The organism is Paraburkholderia sp. MM5482-R2 (genome assembly GCF_050436125.1).
In the GTDB taxonomy this organism is placed as follows: Bacteria; Pseudomonadota; Gammaproteobacteria; order Burkholderiales; family Burkholderiaceae; genus Paraburkholderia; species Paraburkholderia tuberum.
This window is the reverse complement of sequence record NZ_JBNDLP010000002.1, coordinates 1823369-1841026: the sequence shown is the minus strand read 5'-3', so window position 1 is coordinate 1841026 and position 17658 is coordinate 1823369. Positions and strand designations below refer to the sequence as shown.

Below are 17658 nucleotides of genomic sequence, written 5' to 3'. Positions count from 1 at the left end.
GAGCGGCCATGGACACCACCTTCACGATGCTGCCGGCGTATGCCGAGCTGTTCTGCTTTTCCAACTTCACGTTTCTGCGGGGCGCGTCGCACGCTGAGGAACTGGCCGAGCGTGCCGCGCAACTCGGCTACTCCGCGCTCGCGATCACCGACGAATGCTCGCTCGCGGGAGTCGTGCGCGCGCATGTCGCGGCGAAAGAAGCGAAGCTGCCGTTCATCGTCGGTTCGTATTTCCGGCTCGTCAACGCCGATGGTTCGCCGGCGTTCGGCCTGATCCTGCTCGCCCGCAACCGCAACGGCTACGGCAATCTGTCCGAGCTGATCACGCTGGCGCGCATGCGCGCGCCCAAGGGCGAATACCGGCTCACGCCGCAGGATCTGTCGCGGCCGGAGAAGGAGTATCGCCACCTGCTCGGCATGCCCGACTGCCTCGCGATTCTCGTGCCGGATTTCCCGGCCAGCGAAGACGCGCTCGATGCGCAGGTCGAATGGCTCGACGAAACGTTCACCGGCCGCGCATGGGTCGGCCTCGTGCTCCATCAACGCGCGATGGACGACCTGCATCGCGGCGCGGTCGAGTTCGTCGCGCGCAGCCGCGACCTGCCCGTCGTCGCGCTCGGCGAAGTCGTGATGCACGTGCGCTCGCGCAAGCCGCTGCAAGACACGATGACCGCGATCCGGGTCGGCAAACCGGTCCATCAGTGCGGCTATGATCTGGCGCCGAACGCCGAGCAGCATCTGCGCTCGAGGTTGCGGCTCGCCAACCTGTACCCGCAAGACGCGCTGGCCGCGACGGTCGACATCATGAGCCGCTGCACGTTTTCGCTCGACGAGCTGCGCTACGAGTATCCCGACGAGCTGGTGCCGGCCGGCCATACGCCGGCCTCGTATCTTCGTCAGGAAACCTATGTCGGCGCGCAGCGGCGTTTTCCCGCGGGGATTGCGCATCACGTGCAGCAGCAGATCGAGCACGAACTCGAACTGATCGCGGATCTGCAGTACGAGCCGTATTTCCTGACCGTCTACGACATCGTCCGCTTCGCGCGCAGCCAGCACATTCTGTGTCAGGGGCGCGGGTCGGCCGCGAACTCGGCGGTCTGCTACTGCCTCGGCGTGACCGAGGTGGACCCCGCGCGCGGCAACATGCTGTTCGAGCGCTTCATCAGCAAGGAGCGCGGCGAGCCGCCCGATATCGACGTCGACTTCGAGCATCAGCGGCGCGAAGAAGTGATCCAGTACATCTATCGCAAGTACGGCCGCGACCGGGCGGCGATCGCGGCGGCGGTGTCGACCTATCGTCCGCGTGGTGCGCTGCGGGAAACGGGCAAGGCGCTCGGCGTCGATCCGCAGATCGTCGACGCGGTCGCGAAGTCGCATCACTGGTTCGATACCAGTCGGGATCTGCTCGCGCGTTTCGCGGAATCCGGCCTCGATCCGAACCAGCCCCTGATTCAGGCCTGGGCGAAGCTCGCCTCGCAACTGCTGAATTTTCCGCGCCACCTGTCGCAGCATTCGGGCGGCTTCGTGATCAGCCGCGGCAAGCTCACCCGGCTCGTGCCGGTGGAAAACGCGGCGATGGCCGACCGCTCGGTGATCGAGTGGGACAAGGACGACCTCGAATCATTGGGCTTGCTGAAGGTCGACGTGCTCGCGCTCGGCATGCTGTCGGCGATCCGGCGCACGCTCGACCTCGTTTCGGAACAGCGCGGAGAACGCTTCGAAATGCAGGACATCCCCGCCGAGGATGAGGCGACCTACGCGATGATTTCGGCCGCCGATACGGTCGGCGTGTTCCAGATCGAATCGCGCGCGCAGATGAGCATGCTGCCGCGCATGCGGCCAGAGAAGTTCTACGACCTCGTCATCGAAGTTGCGATCGTGCGGCCCGGTCCGATTCAGGGCGGCGCCGTGCATCCCTATCTGCAGCGCCGTCAGGGCTTCGAGCCCGTGACCTATCCGAGCGACGCGTTGAAGACCGCGCTGGGCCGCACACTCGGCGTGCCGATCTTCCAGGAGCAGGTGATGCAGGTGGCGATTCTCGCGGCCGGCTTCACCGCCGGCGAAGCCGACCAGCTGCGACGCGCGATGGCCGCGTGGAAACGCAAGGGCGGACTCGAAAAATACTATGACCGCATCGTGCTCGGCATGCAGGAGCGCGGCTACGACCAGGCCTTCGCCGAGGCGATCTTCGAGCAGATCAAGGGCTTCGGCGAATATGGCTTCCCCGAAAGTCACGCGGCCAGTTTCGCGCTGCTGGTCTATGCGAGCAGCTGGCTCAAGCATCACGAACCCGAAGCCTTTCTCGCCGCGATGCTGAACAGCCAGCCGATGGGCTTCTATTCGCCGTCGCAACTGGTTCAGGATGCGCAGCGGCACGGCGTCACGGTGTTGCCGGTCGATGTGACGATCAGCGGTTGGGACTCCTCGCTCGAACACCGCGCGGGGGCGACGCGCCCCGCCGTGCGTCTCGGTCTTTCGCTGCTGCGCGGCATGAAGGACGGCGCCGCCGAACGGATCGAGAACGCGCGCGCGGTTCGCCCGTTCGCGAGCGTCAACGATCTCGCGCGCCGCGCGCAGCTCGACCGCAAAGACCTGCATGCGCTCGCGGATGCGAATGCGTTGGCAGCGCTCGCGGGAAACCGCCGCGAAGCGCTGTGGCAGTCGGTCGTCGCGGTGCCGGACAAGGATATGCTCGCGGCCGCGGCGACTCAGGACGAAACGCCCGAACTGGGCGCACCGAGCGAAGCGAACGACATCGTCGCCGACTACCGTTCGCTCGGCCTGACGCTCAACCGCCATCCGCTGGAACTGCTCCGGCCGCAGTTGCTCGCGAACCGGCTGATGCCGGCCTCGACGCTGCGGACCTATCGCGACGGCCGCCTCGCGCGCGGCTGCGGACTAGTGACGGTGCGTCAGCGTCCCGGCACGGCCAAGGGCGTCGTGTTCGTCACGCTCGAAGACGAGACGGGCAACGTCAATGTGATCATCTGGCCGAGTCTGCTCGAAAAGCAGCGCAAAGAAGCGTTGGGCGCCGCGCTGCTCGCCGTATACGGCACGTGGCAGTGTCAGGGAGAAGTACGGCACCTCGTCGCGCAGCGGCTGGTCGACATGTCTCATCTGCTGGGCGAGTTGCAGACGACGAGCAGAGACTTCTGCTGACGCGAGCGCGCAAATGCGTATCATCGGAACGGCAAACGGAGGCATCCATGTGCTATTCGGCTCAGATTCTGGCGGACTACCGGCGCTACGTCCGCATGTTCGGCGCGCACATGAGCATCGAGGAATTCGCGCGTCTTTTCTTCGAACGCGCAGAGGACGGTCAGGCCAGGATTCCCAAAGCGATGGAAGACGCCTTCTCGGAACCGCAGTCCGACGCGCAACGGGAAGTCTGGGCGCTGATCGAGCGCTTCAGATCGCAGCAGACCGTGAAGCTCGAACAGGAACTGTTCAAACAGCGCACCCGCTTCGCCGATGCCGAGCGCTCTTTGCAGACCAAAGCCACCAAGGCGGCGACCGAGAGCAAACGGATCGCGAAAGACAAGATCGACCGCACGCTCGAGCGACTCGACGACCTCGGCCAAACCGCTCCCAAAGCAAGCGACTCGCGCATCTTTCCAGGCTACTACGCGCCGGTGATGCTGATGGAGAATGGCCAGCGCGTCGTCAAACCGATGCGCTATCAGTGCCGCCTGGCCGGCAAGCCCGCATCGTACGACACCCGCTATCCCGGCACGTACAACGCTCGTCGGGACAGTCTCGAAAGTTTCTGGAAAGCGCTATTCGGCTATTCGCATGGACTCGTGCTGGCCAGTTCTTTCTATGAGAACGTCTCGCGCGCGCGAATGGAAGGCCGCGAACCGGCGCCCGGCGAGAAAGATGAAAATGTCCGGCTCGAGTTCCGGCCCAATCCGCCTCACGACATGCTGATCGCATGCTTATGGTCCCGCTGGAGCGGCAAAGGCGAGCCCGATCTATTGTCCTTCGCGGCCATCACCGATGATCCGCCACCCGAGGTGGCCGCTGCCGGCCATGATCGCTGCATCATTCCGATCAAGCCTGAGCATATCGACGCGTGGTTGAATCCCGATCCGCGCGATCTGGCAGCGTTGTACGCAATTCTCGATGATCGGGACCGGCCGTTCTACGAACATCGGATCGCGGCCTGAATACAAGACGCGGTTTCGCGGGCCGCGCGAGACGGTGTCGGATCATCCTTGCAATCTTCGCGCAGTAACATATTCTGCGTTATGGATGTTCATCGGCTGGCGAAGAATACCCGGTTGTAGAGGTCCGCCAACAGGCGCGACTCGGACCCCATCAATCATCGAAGCGCCTGCGCAGCGCACCCGACGCGATCCACACCCTCGGGTTGCGGCTGCAAGCACAGGAGACGTCGGTATGGGCAAACATCCCGCGGCGGACGCTTCGCAGCAGACCGCGCTCGGCAGCGACGAACTTCAGCTGATCGATGCGTGGTGGCGCGCATGCAATTATCTTTCGGTCGGCATGATCTATCTGCTGGACAACCCGCTGCTGCGGGAGCCGCTGAAAGTCGAACACGTCAAGTATCGCCTGCTCGGACACTGGGGCGCGAGCCCGGCGTTATCGTTCGTCTGGGCGCATCTGAACCGCGTGATCAAACGCGACGATCTCGACGTCGTCTTCATGGCCGGTCCCGGACACGGCGCACCGGGCGTGCTCGGCCCCACCTATCTGGAAGGCACCTACTCGGAGATCTATCCGGACAAGAGCGCGGATGCCGAGGGCATGCAGAAGTTCTTCAAGCAGTTCTCGTTTCCCGGCCATATCGGTTCGCATGTGACGCCGGAGACGCCCGGGTCCATCCATGAAGGCGGCGAGCTTGGCTACAGCCTGTCGCATGCGTATGGCGCCGTGCTCGACAACCCGGACCTCATCGTGGCCTGCGTGGTCGGCGATGGAGAAGCGGAGACCGGCCCGCTCGCCACCGCGTGGCATTCGAATAAATTCATCAACCCGGCCCGCGACGGCACCGTGCTGCCGATCCTCAATCTGAACGGCTACAAGATCGCCAATCCGACCATCCTGTCGCGCATCAGCAGCAGAGAACTGGAAGCGCTCTTCGTCGGCTACGGCTACACCCCGCATTTCGTCGAAGGATCGGATCACGCGGAAATGCATCGGAAGATGGCGCACACGCTCGATACCGTGCTCGGCGAAATTCGCGCAATTCATCAGCAGGCACGCGCGAACGGCAATCTCGAGCGGCCGCTCTGGCCGATGATCGTGCTGCGCACGCCCAAGGGCTGGAGCGGACCGAAGCAGATCAACGGGCACAAGGTCGAAGGCTCGTGGCGCTCGCATCAGGTGCCTTTTTCCGATGTGCGCAACAACTCCGCGAATCTCGAAGTGCTCGAAGAATGGATGCGCAGCTACCGGCCCGCCGAACTTTTCGATGCCGAGGGCCGGCTGATCCCCGAACTCAAGGCGCTGTCGCCCCAAGGCCCGCGGCGCATGAGCGCCAATCCGCACGCGAACGGCGGCGTGCTGCGCCGCGAACTGAAGCTGCCCGACATCCGCGCGTACGCGGTGGATGTGCTGCACGCGGGCAAGGTGCTGCAGGAGAACACGCGGCCACTCGGCGAATTTCTGCGCGACACGATGCGCGCGAACATGAACACCTTCCGCGTGTTCGGCCCGGACGAAACGGCCTCGAACCGTCTGCAGTCGATCTACGAGGTCAGCAAGAAGGTGTGGATGGCCGAGATGCTCCCCGAGGACGAGGACGGCGGCGAACTGGCGCGCGACGGCCGCGTGATGGAGATGCTGTCCGAACACACGCTGATGGGATGGCTCGAAGGCTATCTGCTGACGGGCCGCCACGGCTTCTTCCATACCTACGAAGCGTTTGCGCACGTGGTGGATTCGATGTTCAACCAGCACGCGAAGTGGCTCGACATCAGCCGCAATCACGTGCCATGGCGCGCGTGGGTGTCGGCGGAAAACATTCTGCTGTCGTCGACCGTGTGGCGGCAGGATCACAACGGCTTTTCGCATCAGGACCCCGGCTTCATCGATCTCGTCACCAACAAGAGCCCCTCGGTCACGCGCGTCTATCTTCCGCCCGACGCGAACACGCTGCTGGTGGTCGCCGACCACTGTCTGCGCACCACCGACTGCATCAACGTGATCGTCGCCGACAAGCAGAAACACCTGCAATTCACCACCATCGACGAAGCCGTCGTGCACTGCGCCAAAGGCATCGGCGTGTGGCGGCGCGCGAGCAACGACGAGGACGCCGAACCGGACGTGGTGATGGCCTCGTGCGGCGACGTCGCCACCCAGGAAGCGCTGGCGGCGACGGCGATCCTGCGCGAACGTCTGCCCGAACTGAAGCTGCGTTTCGTCAACGTGGTCGACCTGTTCAGGATGCAGCCGGCGAGCGAGCACCCGCACGGCTCGACCGAACGCGAATTCGACAGCCTGTTTACGACCAATAAGCCGGTGATCTTCAATTTCCACGGTTACCCGTGGCTGATCCACAAGCTCGCCTATCGCTTTCGCAATCACGAGAATCTGCACGTGCGGGGCTACAAGGAGAAAGGCAACATCAACACGCCGCTCGAACTGGCGATTCTCAATCAGGTGGACCGCTTCAATCTGGTGATCGACGTGCTCGACCGCGTGCCGCGCTTGCAGGGCAGATCCGCGCATCTCAGGGAAGACATGAGGAACGCGATCGTCAGCAACCTGAACTATGCGCATACGCATGGCACGGACCGCGCCGAGATCGTCGACTGGGTCTGGCCCTTCTGAACGTCACGCGCAGCATGCACCGAGGAAAGCATCATGGCCGACGCTCCCACCACGACCTCGCAGCAAAGCGCGGATGCAGCGCGCACCGGCCTGAGCGCCGCCGCGCTCCAACGCGGCGTGCTCGACAATCTGCTGTGCCTGCGGGGCCGCTATCCGGCGATCGCTTCCCCGCATGACTGGTACATGGCGCTCGCGTATAGTGTGCGCGACCGGCTGCTGGCCCGCTGGGCAACCTCCGTACAGACCTACGCCGGAAGCGATGTGCGGGTCGCCTGCTACCTGTCCGCCGAGTTCCTGATCGGCCCGCAACTCGGCAACAACCTCGTCAATCTCGGCATCGAGGCCAACACACGCGAAGCGCTGCGCGCGCTCGGCGTCGACCTCGATATGCTGCTCGAACTCGAGGAAGAGCCGGGGCTCGGCAATGGCGGACTTGGCCGCCTCGCGGCCTGCTATCTGGATTCGCTCGCAAGTTTGGAAATACCGGCCATCGGCTATGGCATCCGCTACGAGTTCGGCATCTTCGACCAGCAGATTCGCGACGGCTGGCAGGTCGAAACCACCGACAAATGGCTGCAAAAGGGCAATCCATGGGAGATCGTGCGCCCGGAGGTTGCGTACTACGTGGGGTTTGGCGGCAGCACCCACAACGAAACCGATGCACGCGGGAACCTGTGCGTGCGCTGGACACCCACACGGCAGGTCAAGGGCGTGGCTTGCGACACGCCGATGCCCGGCTATCACGTCAACACGTGCAACACCTTGCGGCTGTGGAAGAGCGAGGCGGTCGAGTCGTTCGACCTGCAGGACTTCAACGCCGGCGACTATTACGAGGCCGTCAACGAAAAGGTCATCTCCGAGACGCTGTCGAAGGTGCTGTATCCGAACGACGAGCCCGCGATCGGCAAGCGCCTGCGTCTCGCGCAGCAATACTTCTTCGTGTCGTGCTCGCTGCAGGACATGCTGCGCCTGCTCCAAATCAAGGGCGAACCGGTCGGACACTTCGCGCAGTTGTTCAACGTGCAGTTGAACGACACGCATCCGTCGATCGCCGTCGCCGAGCTGATGCGTCTGCTGGTGGACGACAGGCAGGTGCCGTGGGACGAGGCCTGGGACATCACGCGGCGCGCGCTCGCGTACACCAATCACACCCTGCTGCCCGAAGCGCTCGAAACCTGGGGGCTGCCGCTGATGCGCAACCTGCTGCCGCGCCTGCTCGAAATCATCTACGAGATCAACCGCCGCTTCCTCGACGAGGTCCGGCAGCGCTATCCGGGCGACGACGCGCGCATCGCACGCATGTCGCTGATCGACGAGCGCGGTGACAAGCTCGTGCGCATGGCGCATCTGGCGACGGTCGGCAGCCACGCGATCAACGGCGTCGCCGAACTGCATTCCGGGCTGCTCAAGCAGACCGTGCTGCGGGACTTCGCCGAATTGTGGCCCGAGCGCTTTCACAACGTCACGAACGGCGTCACGCCGCGCCGTTTCATGCTGCTTTGCAATCCGGCGCTCGCGCGGCTGCTCGACGAGACCATCGGCGCCGGCTGGGTCACTGATCTCGCGCGACTGCGCAAGCTCGAAGCCTATGCCGACGACGCCGCGTTTCAGCAGCAGTGGCGTAGCGTGAAGCAGTCGAACAAGGCCGTGCTCGCCGAGCATATCCGGAGCGTCACGGGCATCGGCGTCGACACCGCCGCGCTGTTCGACGTGCAGGTCAAGCGCATCCACGAATACAAGCGGCAACATCTGAACGCGTTGCTGATCGTCACGCTGTACCGGCGCCTGCTGCGTGATCCGCAGCTCGCGCTGACACCGCGCTGTTTCGTATTCGGCGGCAAGGCGGCGCCCGGCTACGCGACGGCCAAGCTGATCATCCGTTTGATCAACGGCATCGCCGAAGTCGTGAATAACGACCCGATGGTGAACGGGCGGCTGAAAGTCGTGTTCTATCCGGACTTCAATGTGAAGAACGCGCACTTCATCTACCCTGCCGCCGACCTGTCCGAGCAGATTTCGACGGCCGGCAAGGAAGCATCGGGCACCGGCAACATGAAGTTCATGATGAACGGCGCGTTGACGATCGGCACGCTCGACGGCGCCAACGTCGAAATCCGCGAAGAGGTCGGCGACGAAAATTTCTTCCTGTTCGGCCTGAGCGCCGACGAAGTGGAACGTGTGAAGCGCGCGGGTTATCGCCCCGCGGACTATGTGAAGGATGACGCGGAACTGAGCGAAGTGCTGCAACTGATCGCCGACGGTCATTTCTCGCGAGGAGACCGCGAGATGTTCCGCCCGCTGATCGACAATCTGACGCACGCGGACCCGTTTCTCGTGCTCGCCGACTACGCCGCCTACGTGGCGCGTCAGGACGACGTGAGCGCCGCCTGGCAGGACACGCGGCGCTGGACCCGGATGTCGATCCTGAACACCGCGCGCTCGGGCAAGTTCTCTTCCGACCGCGCCATCGGCGAATACTGCGACAAGATCTGGAAGATCCGCCCGATGAGGATCACCCTTGATCAATGACCCTGAAACGGGATCGGTGCGTGCTCATGCGGTTCGCTCCGGGTCGCGGTTTCCCGTGGGCGCGTCGGCGGTGCCCGGCGGCATCAATTTCTGCATCTTCTGCCGTCACGCGACGCGCGTCGAGCTGTTGCTGTACGACGCGGCTGACAGCCCCGAGCCGTTCCAGATCGTCACGCTCGCCGCCGCTTGCAACCGCACCTTCTACTACTGGCACGTGATGGTCGAAGCGCTGCCGTTCGGCACCTACTACACGTGGCGGGCGGACGGTCCGCGCGATACGCGCTCTAGCGGCCACGCGTTCGACCCCGACCGCGAACTCCTCGACCCGTATGCCCGCGCGGTCAGCGACGTGCTGTGGACGCGGCCTGCGCTCGACCAGCCGAATCCCGACGGGCACAAAACCCACCGCGCGATCGTGACGGAACCCCTGCCCTCGTCCCCTGGGCGTATCTCGCGCGGACTCGACGACGCGATCATCTACGAACTGCATGTCGGCGGCTTTACACGTGATCCGTCGAGCGGCGTGCAGCATCCCGGTACCTTCGCCGGCCTGATCGAAAAGATTCCGTACCTGACGCAGCTTGGCGTGACCCACGTCGAGCTGCTGCCGGTGATGGCCTTCGACGAACAGGACGTTCCGCCCGCCACGGCGGCCCTCGGCCTGAGCAACTACTGGGGTTACAGCACGCATAGCTATTACAGCCCGCATCCTCGCTACTGCCGCGATCCCGCGCGCGCGCCCCAGGAGTTTCGCGCGCTGACCGACGCCATGCACGCCGCGGGCATCGCCGTGCTGCTCGACGTCGTGTTCAACCATACGGCCGAAGCGGGCGAGACGGGCCCCGTCATCAACTTCAAGGGCCTCGTCAACGATATCTTCTACCACCTCGACGCGGCCGACCGGCGCCGCTACCGGGACTACACCGGCTGCGGCAACACGATCAATTGCAACCATCCACTGGTGACGACGTTCATCGTGCGCTGCCTCGAATACTGGGTGGAAGAACTCGGCGTCGATGGCTTCCGGTTCGATCTGGCGAGTATCTTCGCGCGCGACCAGCGCGGCGAGCTGATGGTCGATCCACCGCTGCCCTGGGCGATCGAGTCTTCGCGTGTGCTGTCGCGCGTGCCGTTGATCGCGGAGGCGTGGGACGCCGCCGGCATGTATCAGGTCGGCGCCTTTCCCGGCATGGCGTGGGCCGAGTGGAACGGCCGCTATCGGGACGTGATTCGCCGTTTCGTGCGCGGCGACCCGGGGCTCATCGGGGCGGTCGCCACCTGCATCGCGGGCAGCTCGGATCTCTATGCGGACGACGGCAGGCTGCCCAACAACAGCGTCAACTTCGTGACGTGCCACGACGGCTTCACGCTGATCGATCTCGTCAGCTACGAATCGAAGCACAACGAAGCCAACGGCGACGAGAATCGCGACGGCAGCTCCGACAACCTGTCGTGGAACTGTGGCGTCGAGGGCGAGACCGGCGACGCCGGGATTCTCGGTCTGCGACACCGCCAGGCACGCAACGTGATGGCCATCCTGTTCCTGAGTCTGGGTGTGCCGATGACGCTCGCCGGCGACGAGGTGCTGCGCAGCCAGCGCGGCAACAACAACGCCTATTGTCAAGACAACACCCTCAGCTGGTTCGACTGGACACCCACTGAAGCCGGCTCGGCCATGTCGCGCTTCGTGCGCGAGCTGATCGCGCTGCGCAAGCGCCACGCAAGTTTGCGGCGGCGGTATTTCCTGACCGGCCGGCCCTCGCCGGGGCAGACTCGGCCGGATGCGGCATGGCACGGCGAGCGCCTGAACGAGCCGGGCTGGCACGATCCAGGCGCGCGGCTTCTCGCCGTCACGCTGGGCGGCGAAGCGCCTGGCGAGCCGGCACTGCACGCGGTGTTCAACATGGACGATTGCGCCCGCACGGTCCAGTTGCCCGCGTCCGACGGGCGGCACTGGCGGCGTATCGTCGATACCGCGCGCGACAGTCCGCATGACATCGTGCAAGCGGCGCAACAGGGCGCTGTCGAAAGCGATCAATTTCGCGTGGAGGCGCGCAGTGTCGTGGTTCTGGAAGAAGCGAGCTGAACCGACGCAAATAACCCGGGTTCTTGTCCTCTAACGTCGATGCTGTGGCGGATATGCCGTGCGCAGTTTCGATTTACTGGCGGAACAATCCATCGGCCACGATCGCGGAGGGGCATCATGAGAATCAGCGTAGACGGGCCGTCCGTCGTCTTTGCGATGGTTGCGGTCGTGGCCCATGGCAGCGCATTCGCGAGGTCCGAAGCCTGCCATCCCACCTCCGAAAAGCAGATTTCCGCACTGTTCGATCGCTGGAACGACTCGCTGAAAACCGGCGACCCGCAGAAGGTCGTGGCGAACTACGCGCCGAACTCGATCCTGCTGCCGACCGTCTCGAACAAGCCGCGTTTGACCGCCGACGAAAAGCTCGACTATTTCAAACACTTCCTCGAAAACAAACCGGTCGGCACGATCGACTTCCGCGACATCATGATCGAATGCAACACCGCGATCGACTCGGGGCTCTACACCTTCAAGTTCGCGGACGGCTCGGTCGTCAAGGCGCGCTATACGTTCACCTACGCGTGGAATGGGCACAAGTGGCTGATTACCAGCCATCATTCGTCGAAAATGCCGGAAGGCAATTAGCCGATGTGGTTTAGAAAAAGTCAGGCTGGGACTTGAACCTCATTCATGAATGACCTGAATACGTCCCGCCTCGACTGCCGCCTTCAATACCGTCCAGTCCGCCTCATTCTGTTCCGCGCCTCGCTATCCCGTCCTTTCCGCCCGATGCGCGGCCTCCTGCACACCTCGTACAGCCGCGGCCACGATCAAGCCGGTGAATACCACACCGATCAGCCCGAGGCATGCGGCGTCGATCCGGCCGAACGCCGAAGTGGGCACGACATCGCCGTACCCGATGGTGAGCGCCGTGATCGCGCAGAAGTACACGGTTTCACCCAACGGCGACGGTGTCCGGTTCGCTGTCTCGACGGGCGCGCCCCAGTAGTCCATGCCAATCGTCAGCAAGACGAACAGTAGAAGCAGACCGATCAGAATCGCTCTCAGATACCACAGGGTTATCGCCATTTCCTTCAGAATCTCACCAGCCCGAGGACGGACCGCGCCATCGCCTGTCGCATTTCCCATTGCACGCTCCTGTTGCGATCACCCGATCGGCTTTGCAGCATGCCGCACCGCCTCACTCCGCACGGCGGTGCTGCTCGAAAAGCAGAAGCATCAAATACGCATAGGCCGTTACGGCCAGAAAGAGCCCCATTCGCACGGCAAACGCGGTGTAGACATCCTTGCCCGCCACGCTGTCCTGCACCGATTGCCCGAGCAGAATGATCATCGTCACGAGACTGTTCAGCCAGAAGCCCGGCGAACAACGCGTGGGTTGCAGGCCGTACAGCTTGCGTCCCACCAGCAGGCCGAACAACAGCATCCACAGAAAGAACATCCACAGATGCACGAACAGCCTCAGCGCAAACCAGAACGCGATGGCGAGCAGACCGCCGAGCAGCGTCGAGCCGATCAGATCGCGTGCGGCGCCGCGGGCCGAGGTCGTGCAGGTTTGTCTGCCGAGGCTGACGGACTTCATGATGATCGGCATGTAGTTCGCCGGGTCGGTCATCGCGAGCAGATAGGCCGGCATGACGACGAGCGCGGCACGCAGCGCGATATAGGCCGCCTCGTCTTCCGCCATCGCTGCCGCGGCGGGCTGTTCTCGCGCGCCCATGCTTTCAGGAAACAATCTGTGCGCCAGCGTCGACGCCAGCACGGCAAGCAGAAGTCCCTTCGCCAGCGCGCCGACGACCGTCAGGGCCAGTTCGAAGTCGGCCGTGCCCGCGGCGGAAATCATCGTCAGTCCCGCGACCAGAAAAGTCGCGACGAGATTGTTGCCGCCACGCAGCCCGTAACGAAACGCGAAGAACAGCATGAGGCCGACGATCATGATGCCGGCCAACGCATAGTGACGAAGCAACGGAACGAGGAGCAGGCCGCTGCCGGTGGTCGACGCCACCACCAGCGAAAGAATCACGCCGGCCTTCAACGATAGCGGGCGACTCTGCGTGGCCAGCAGAAAAACCGTGAATACCGGCGCGACGACGGGTATCGGGAAATCGAGTCCAAAGCTGACGGCAAGAGCGATTGCCGTTCCGATAGCCACACGTATCGCGCGATAACCGAGGCGCTGGGTCACGGGTTGCATGGGCTTCTCAATAGACGTAGGAAAGCCAGCTCATCAGCCGGATGAACGCGTGTCCCAGCGGATTGAGCGGATTGCCCTGGGTCGGAAAGGCCATCACTTCGGCCTGCCCGCCCACCCGCAGATCGCGCAGACGCGCGCGCTCGTTATCGTCGAATTCGACGATTACCGGGAAACGCTGCGCGGGACGCAGCCAGTCGCGGCTATTCTGCACAGTGGGCAGGCTGCCCGCCGGCGTGCTCTGCCCCACACTCACGCCATAGCCGATACTGCGAACCCGCCCGCCGAACACTTCGCCGGGCAGCACGTCCAAGGCGATCTCGACGCGCGTGCCGGGTTTGAGATGGCCCAGATTGTTCTCCGTCATGTCGGCGCTGACCCACACGTCGCGGATCGCGATCAGCGTCATGACCGGATTGCCCGCCGCGGCGAACTGACCGACTTCCGTGCGCAGATCGGTCACGACGCCGCTCGAGCGGGCTCTGATCCGCGCGTTGGCGAGATCGAGTTCGGCCTTCTCCAGCGCGCCAGCGGCGCTGCGCAACTGTGCATTCTCCGCCTCGCTTCCGCCCTGCTGCTCCCGCGCCCGCTCGACTTCGGCACGGGCCCCGTCGACCTGGCTTAGCGCCTGTTCATGCGTCGCCCGCGCGACCTCGAGGCGTCGCAGGGAGACGGTGCCCTCGTCTTCACGATAGAGCCGCTCGAGACGGTCGCTGTCCTGGCGCGCCTTGACCTCGTTCGCGATGGCGGCCCGCAACGCCGCGACTGCCGACTCGATGCCGGCCGTGCTGGCACCGAGCTGCCGGCGCGTGGACTCCAGATCGGCGCGCGCGCGGTCAGCGGCAATGCGGTAGGGCTCGCTATCGACTTCGAACAGCACGTCCCCCGCGTTGACATCCTGGTTGTTATGGACGAACACCCGCGTCACGCGTCCCGACACCTCGGCGGCGACGGGCACGACATAGGCCTGAATCCGCGCCTGCTGCGTATACGGCGTGAAGCGGTCGGCGAGCAGATACCAGATCAGGCTCAGCACGATCAGACAGACGACCCATTTGACCGCCCTGCCCGAAGGGTCGGCGGCAGGCGTCGACGACTTCGGCGGGGCGGCGGTTCGAGGCTCACGGGTATCCTGGGTATCGCTCATCGTGACGCCCCTTCGGCTTGCCCCGGCGTACCGGAAGACGGCGCCGTCTGGTCGAGCAGGTCGCCCCAATCGGTGCGTTGCCGCATCTGCGCGCGCGTCGCCGCGTCGACGAGCGGCTGTTCGGTTTCCCAGCCGCCTCCGAGCGCCTTGTAAAGCGCGATCACACTACCGAGCGCATTGCTGCGATTGACCACGTACGCGTCCTGCTGCGCGAACAGCGCGCGCTGCGCATCGAGGACCCGCTGGAAGTCCGAATACCCTTCCCGATAGATCGTATTGGCGAGCGTCAGCGAGCGCCGCGCCGCGCCCTGCGCGTCATTCAGAATGGTGTCGCGCTGCAAGGCGGCGAGCAGCGCCGTCGCGGCATCGTCGGCCTCGCGCGCCGCCTCGCGCACCGTGTTCTGATAAGCGAGCGTCAACTCTTGCAGCCGTGCGTCCTGGACGCGCACGTTGTTCGTGATCCTGCCGTAATCGAACACGTTCCACGTCACGCTCGGGCCCGCGGCAAAGAGCAGTGTGCTCGGTGCGCCCGCGAGCGAACTGGCGGTCCACGTCAGCGTGCCGAGCAACGATACCGACGGGTACAGATCCGCTTTTGCCACGCCGATGAGCGCCGACTGCGAAGCCATCTGATACTCGGCCGCGCGAACGTCAGGGCGGCGCAACAGCAGATCGGCCGGCACGTCCTGCAGCACCGCATGATCCACCAGCGGCACCACGCCTTCCTTGCCCGACTGCACGTCGAGTTCCGGCAGCGGACCCGGCGCTCGCCCGATCAGCACCGACAGCGCATGACGCGCAAGCACGATCTGGCTTTCGAGATCGGGGATGCTGCTCAGCGTCCCAAGGTACTGCGTCTTCGCCTGCTGGAAGTCGAGTTCGTCGGATTCGCCAGCCTTGAAGAGCTTTTGAGCGATGTCGTAGCTGCGTTTTTGCAACTGGGCGTTCTCGCGAGCGATACGTAGCCGCGCCTGCGCGACCCGCAGCGTGAAATACGTATCCGCGACCTGCGCGTGCAACAGAACCAGCGCATCGTCGCGGTTGGCTTGCGCGGCGAAGAACCCGGCGTCGGCCGATTCGATCGCGCGGCTGAAGCGTCCCCAGAAATCGAGTTCCCAGCCGATGCTGAAGCCCGCGCCGTACTGCACGAAGGCGCCCGAGCGCGGATTGGAACCATCCGAGCGCTTGCGCGCCGAAGCCAGTACATCGGCACTCGCCTGCTGCACCTGCGGATAGCGTCCCGCGAGCGCGATGCCGAGCTGTGCGCGCGCCTCGAGCACGCGCAGTCCGGCGATCTTCAGGTCGCCGTTGTTCGCGTCGGCTTCGGCGATCAGACGTTCGAGATTCCTATCGTCGAAGATCAGCCACCACTGGCGCACATCGGGCTGTGCACCCTGTTGCGTGACCCGCGTGATCGATTCGCTACTCCAGTGCTCGCTCCACGCTTCATGCTGCGGCTTGAAGTCCGGGCCCACCCGCATGCATCCGCTCAGGCCAACCGCCGCCCCGAAAAGCACTGCGATCCCGTACGGACGCATCAACGGTGACACGGAGCCATCCTCGAGCTTCAGGTCTGCTTCTGTTCGTGGGTCTGCGTGGGTTGCGTGGGTTGCCTGGGTTGAGGCTGGTCTCGGACCCAGCGCCAGAACAGCTGATAACCGACGGCCAGCATCACGGGCCCAACGAATAGCCCGATGACGCCTCCCGTCACCATGCCGCCGAGCGCTCCGATCAGCACGACGGGCATCGGCACCGCGACGCCACGGCCCAGCATCAATGGCTTGAGCACGTTGTCGGCGAGGCCCGCGACGAACACGTAAACCGAGAAGATGATGTTTGCGGTGTTCACGCCGTCCGTGACGATCACGAAGGCGATCACCGGAATGGTGATCAGCGTGGCCGGCAATTGCATGATGCCGAGCAGCAGCACGGCCAGCGCGAGCAACCCCGCGCCGGGTATCCCCTTCACGACGAAGCCGATGCCGATCAGCAGCATCTGGATAAACGCGATGCCCACTACCCCTTGGGCCACCGCGCGAATCGTCGCCGTGCACAAGTCGGCGATCTGAGCGCCGTTCTCGGGGCCCGAGATGCGCGAGGCGATCTGCACCGCGCTGTGATAGCCCTTCTCACCGTGGGCCATCAGGATTCCTGCGACGATCAGCGCGACGAAAAATATCACCAGGCCGGCACCGAGACCCGTCACCGTTGCAAGCACAGCGAGCCCGGCCTCCTTCAGCTGCGGGGCGAATTTATGCGCAAGACCGGTCAGGTCCGTCGATGCCTGTTGCCAGAAGTCGTACACACGCTGGCCGACCAGCGGCCAACTCGCCACCGAGTCCGCGGGAGGCGGAATCCGGAAGCTACCGCTCCTGGCAATGGCTATCGATTTCTCGACCGAATCGGCTACCGCGAGACCCAGCGCATACGTTGGCACCAGAATCACGACAAGCGCGACAAGCACGATCAGCGTGGCGATCAGGCCATCCTTGCCGCCGAGCATGGAGCGAAGCAGGACCTGCAGCGGATAGAGCGTGATCGCAAGAATCACCGACCAGGCCATCAGGTTAAGAAACGGCGCGAAGATCCGAAAACAGAATACGGCCAGGACCGCGATGAGTCCGGCGCGGATCAGGACGTCGAGCATCTCTCGGGACGGAGTCCGTTGGGGAATCGGTGTGAGCAGCATAAGTTGTTCTCCCGCCAGGTCGCGTCGCGGTTCGGCGGCGACACCGTGATAGGCCTGCAATCGCGAAAACTCAAACCCACTGGAACGTTCTTGACGCCAATACCAAGGCCTGCCTGCAATTCCGGCATTTTAGGAAGAGGATCGCGCCGGCTTTGTCGTCGACAGAACGCGGCGTTTCACTACTATTGAACCCGCGCCTGAAATATTCAATTGGACTTTGGTCTCATAGACCTCAAGCCGTCCGGAGCTCAGCCGCCGAGC

Annotated in this window: 11 protein-coding genes; 6 read left to right on the top strand and 5 right to left on the bottom strand. The window is 64.1% G+C overall.

The genetic code is table 11. From position 1 onward, the window contains the following. The first annotated feature begins 8 nt into the window (after positions 1-8). The 6 genes from OKW37_RS11320 to OKW37_RS11295 all read left to right on the top strand — a co-directional run bounded on the left by OKW37_RS11320 (position 9) and on the right by OKW37_RS11295 (position 11994). Positions 9-3158: an error-prone DNA polymerase gene (locus tag OKW37_RS11320; protein ID WP_429406465.1), complete on the top strand. Its 3150-nt coding sequence runs from the start codon at positions 9-11 to the stop codon at positions 3156-3158. Positions 3159-3205: 47 nt separating this feature from the next. Then, positions 3206-4165, top strand: coding sequence for an SOS response-associated peptidase family protein (locus OKW37_RS11315; RefSeq protein WP_429406467.1), 960 nt, complete (start codon positions 3206-3208; stop codon positions 4163-4165). Positions 4166-4397: 232 nt separating this feature from the next. Next, a complete protein-coding gene (locus OKW37_RS11310) occupies positions 4398-6794 on the top strand; it encodes a phosphoketolase family protein (protein WP_184066887.1) in 2397 nt (798 codons plus the stop codon). A 33-nt stretch (positions 6795-6827) separates the two neighbouring features. Next, the gene (locus OKW37_RS11305) at positions 6828-9323 is read left to right on the top strand and encodes a glycogen/starch/alpha-glucan phosphorylase (RefSeq protein ID WP_429406469.1); all 2496 of its coding nucleotides are present in this window, start codon (positions 6828-6830) and stop codon (positions 9321-9323) included. After that, complete coding sequence (glgX, locus tag OKW37_RS11300; RefSeq protein ID WP_429406471.1) at positions 9313-11409, top strand: glycogen debranching protein GlgX; 2097 nt, start codon at positions 9313-9315, stop codon at positions 11407-11409. Before OKW37_RS11305 ends, glgX begins: the two co-directional genes overlap by 11 nt. A 117-nt stretch (positions 11410-11526) precedes the next feature. Further along, positions 11527-11994 (top strand): DUF4440 domain-containing protein, encoded by a 468-nt coding sequence (locus OKW37_RS11295; protein ID WP_090805706.1) that lies wholly within the window; start codon positions 11527-11529, stop codon positions 11992-11994. A 123-nt stretch (positions 11995-12117) separates the two neighbouring features. Here OKW37_RS11295 and OKW37_RS11290 read toward each other — a convergent pair whose 3' ends face one another. Genes OKW37_RS11290 through OKW37_RS11270 form a run of 5 tightly spaced genes read right to left on the bottom strand, consistent with a single transcriptional unit; the run spans position 12118 to position 17397 of the window. Further along, positions 12118-12498 (bottom strand): potassium channel family protein, encoded by a 381-nt coding sequence (locus OKW37_RS11290; protein WP_187618848.1) that lies wholly within the window; start codon positions 12496-12498, stop codon positions 12118-12120. 52 nt (positions 12499-12550) lie between these two features. Continuing rightward, positions 12551-13564, bottom strand: a complete 1014-nt coding sequence (locus tag OKW37_RS11285) for a DUF2955 domain-containing protein (protein ID WP_429406474.1) — start codon at positions 13562-13564, stop codon at positions 12551-12553. Between the two features lie 7 nt (positions 13565-13571). Further along, positions 13572-14708, bottom strand: coding sequence for an HlyD family secretion protein (locus OKW37_RS11280; RefSeq protein WP_429406476.1), 1137 nt, complete (start codon positions 14706-14708; stop codon positions 13572-13574). Further along, positions 14705-16246, bottom strand: coding sequence for a TolC family protein (locus OKW37_RS11275; RefSeq protein WP_184066959.1), 1542 nt, complete (start codon positions 16244-16246; stop codon positions 14705-14707). The genes OKW37_RS11280 and OKW37_RS11275 overlap by 4 nt, the downstream gene beginning before the upstream one ends. Before the next feature lie 29 nt (positions 16247-16275). Then, positions 16276-17397 carry an AI-2E family transporter gene (locus tag OKW37_RS11270; RefSeq protein WP_429336263.1) on the bottom strand — a complete coding sequence of 374 codons (1122 nt, stop codon included), beginning with the start codon at positions 17395-17397 and terminating at the stop codon, positions 16276-16278. Between the last annotated feature and the right edge of the window lie 261 nt (positions 17398-17658).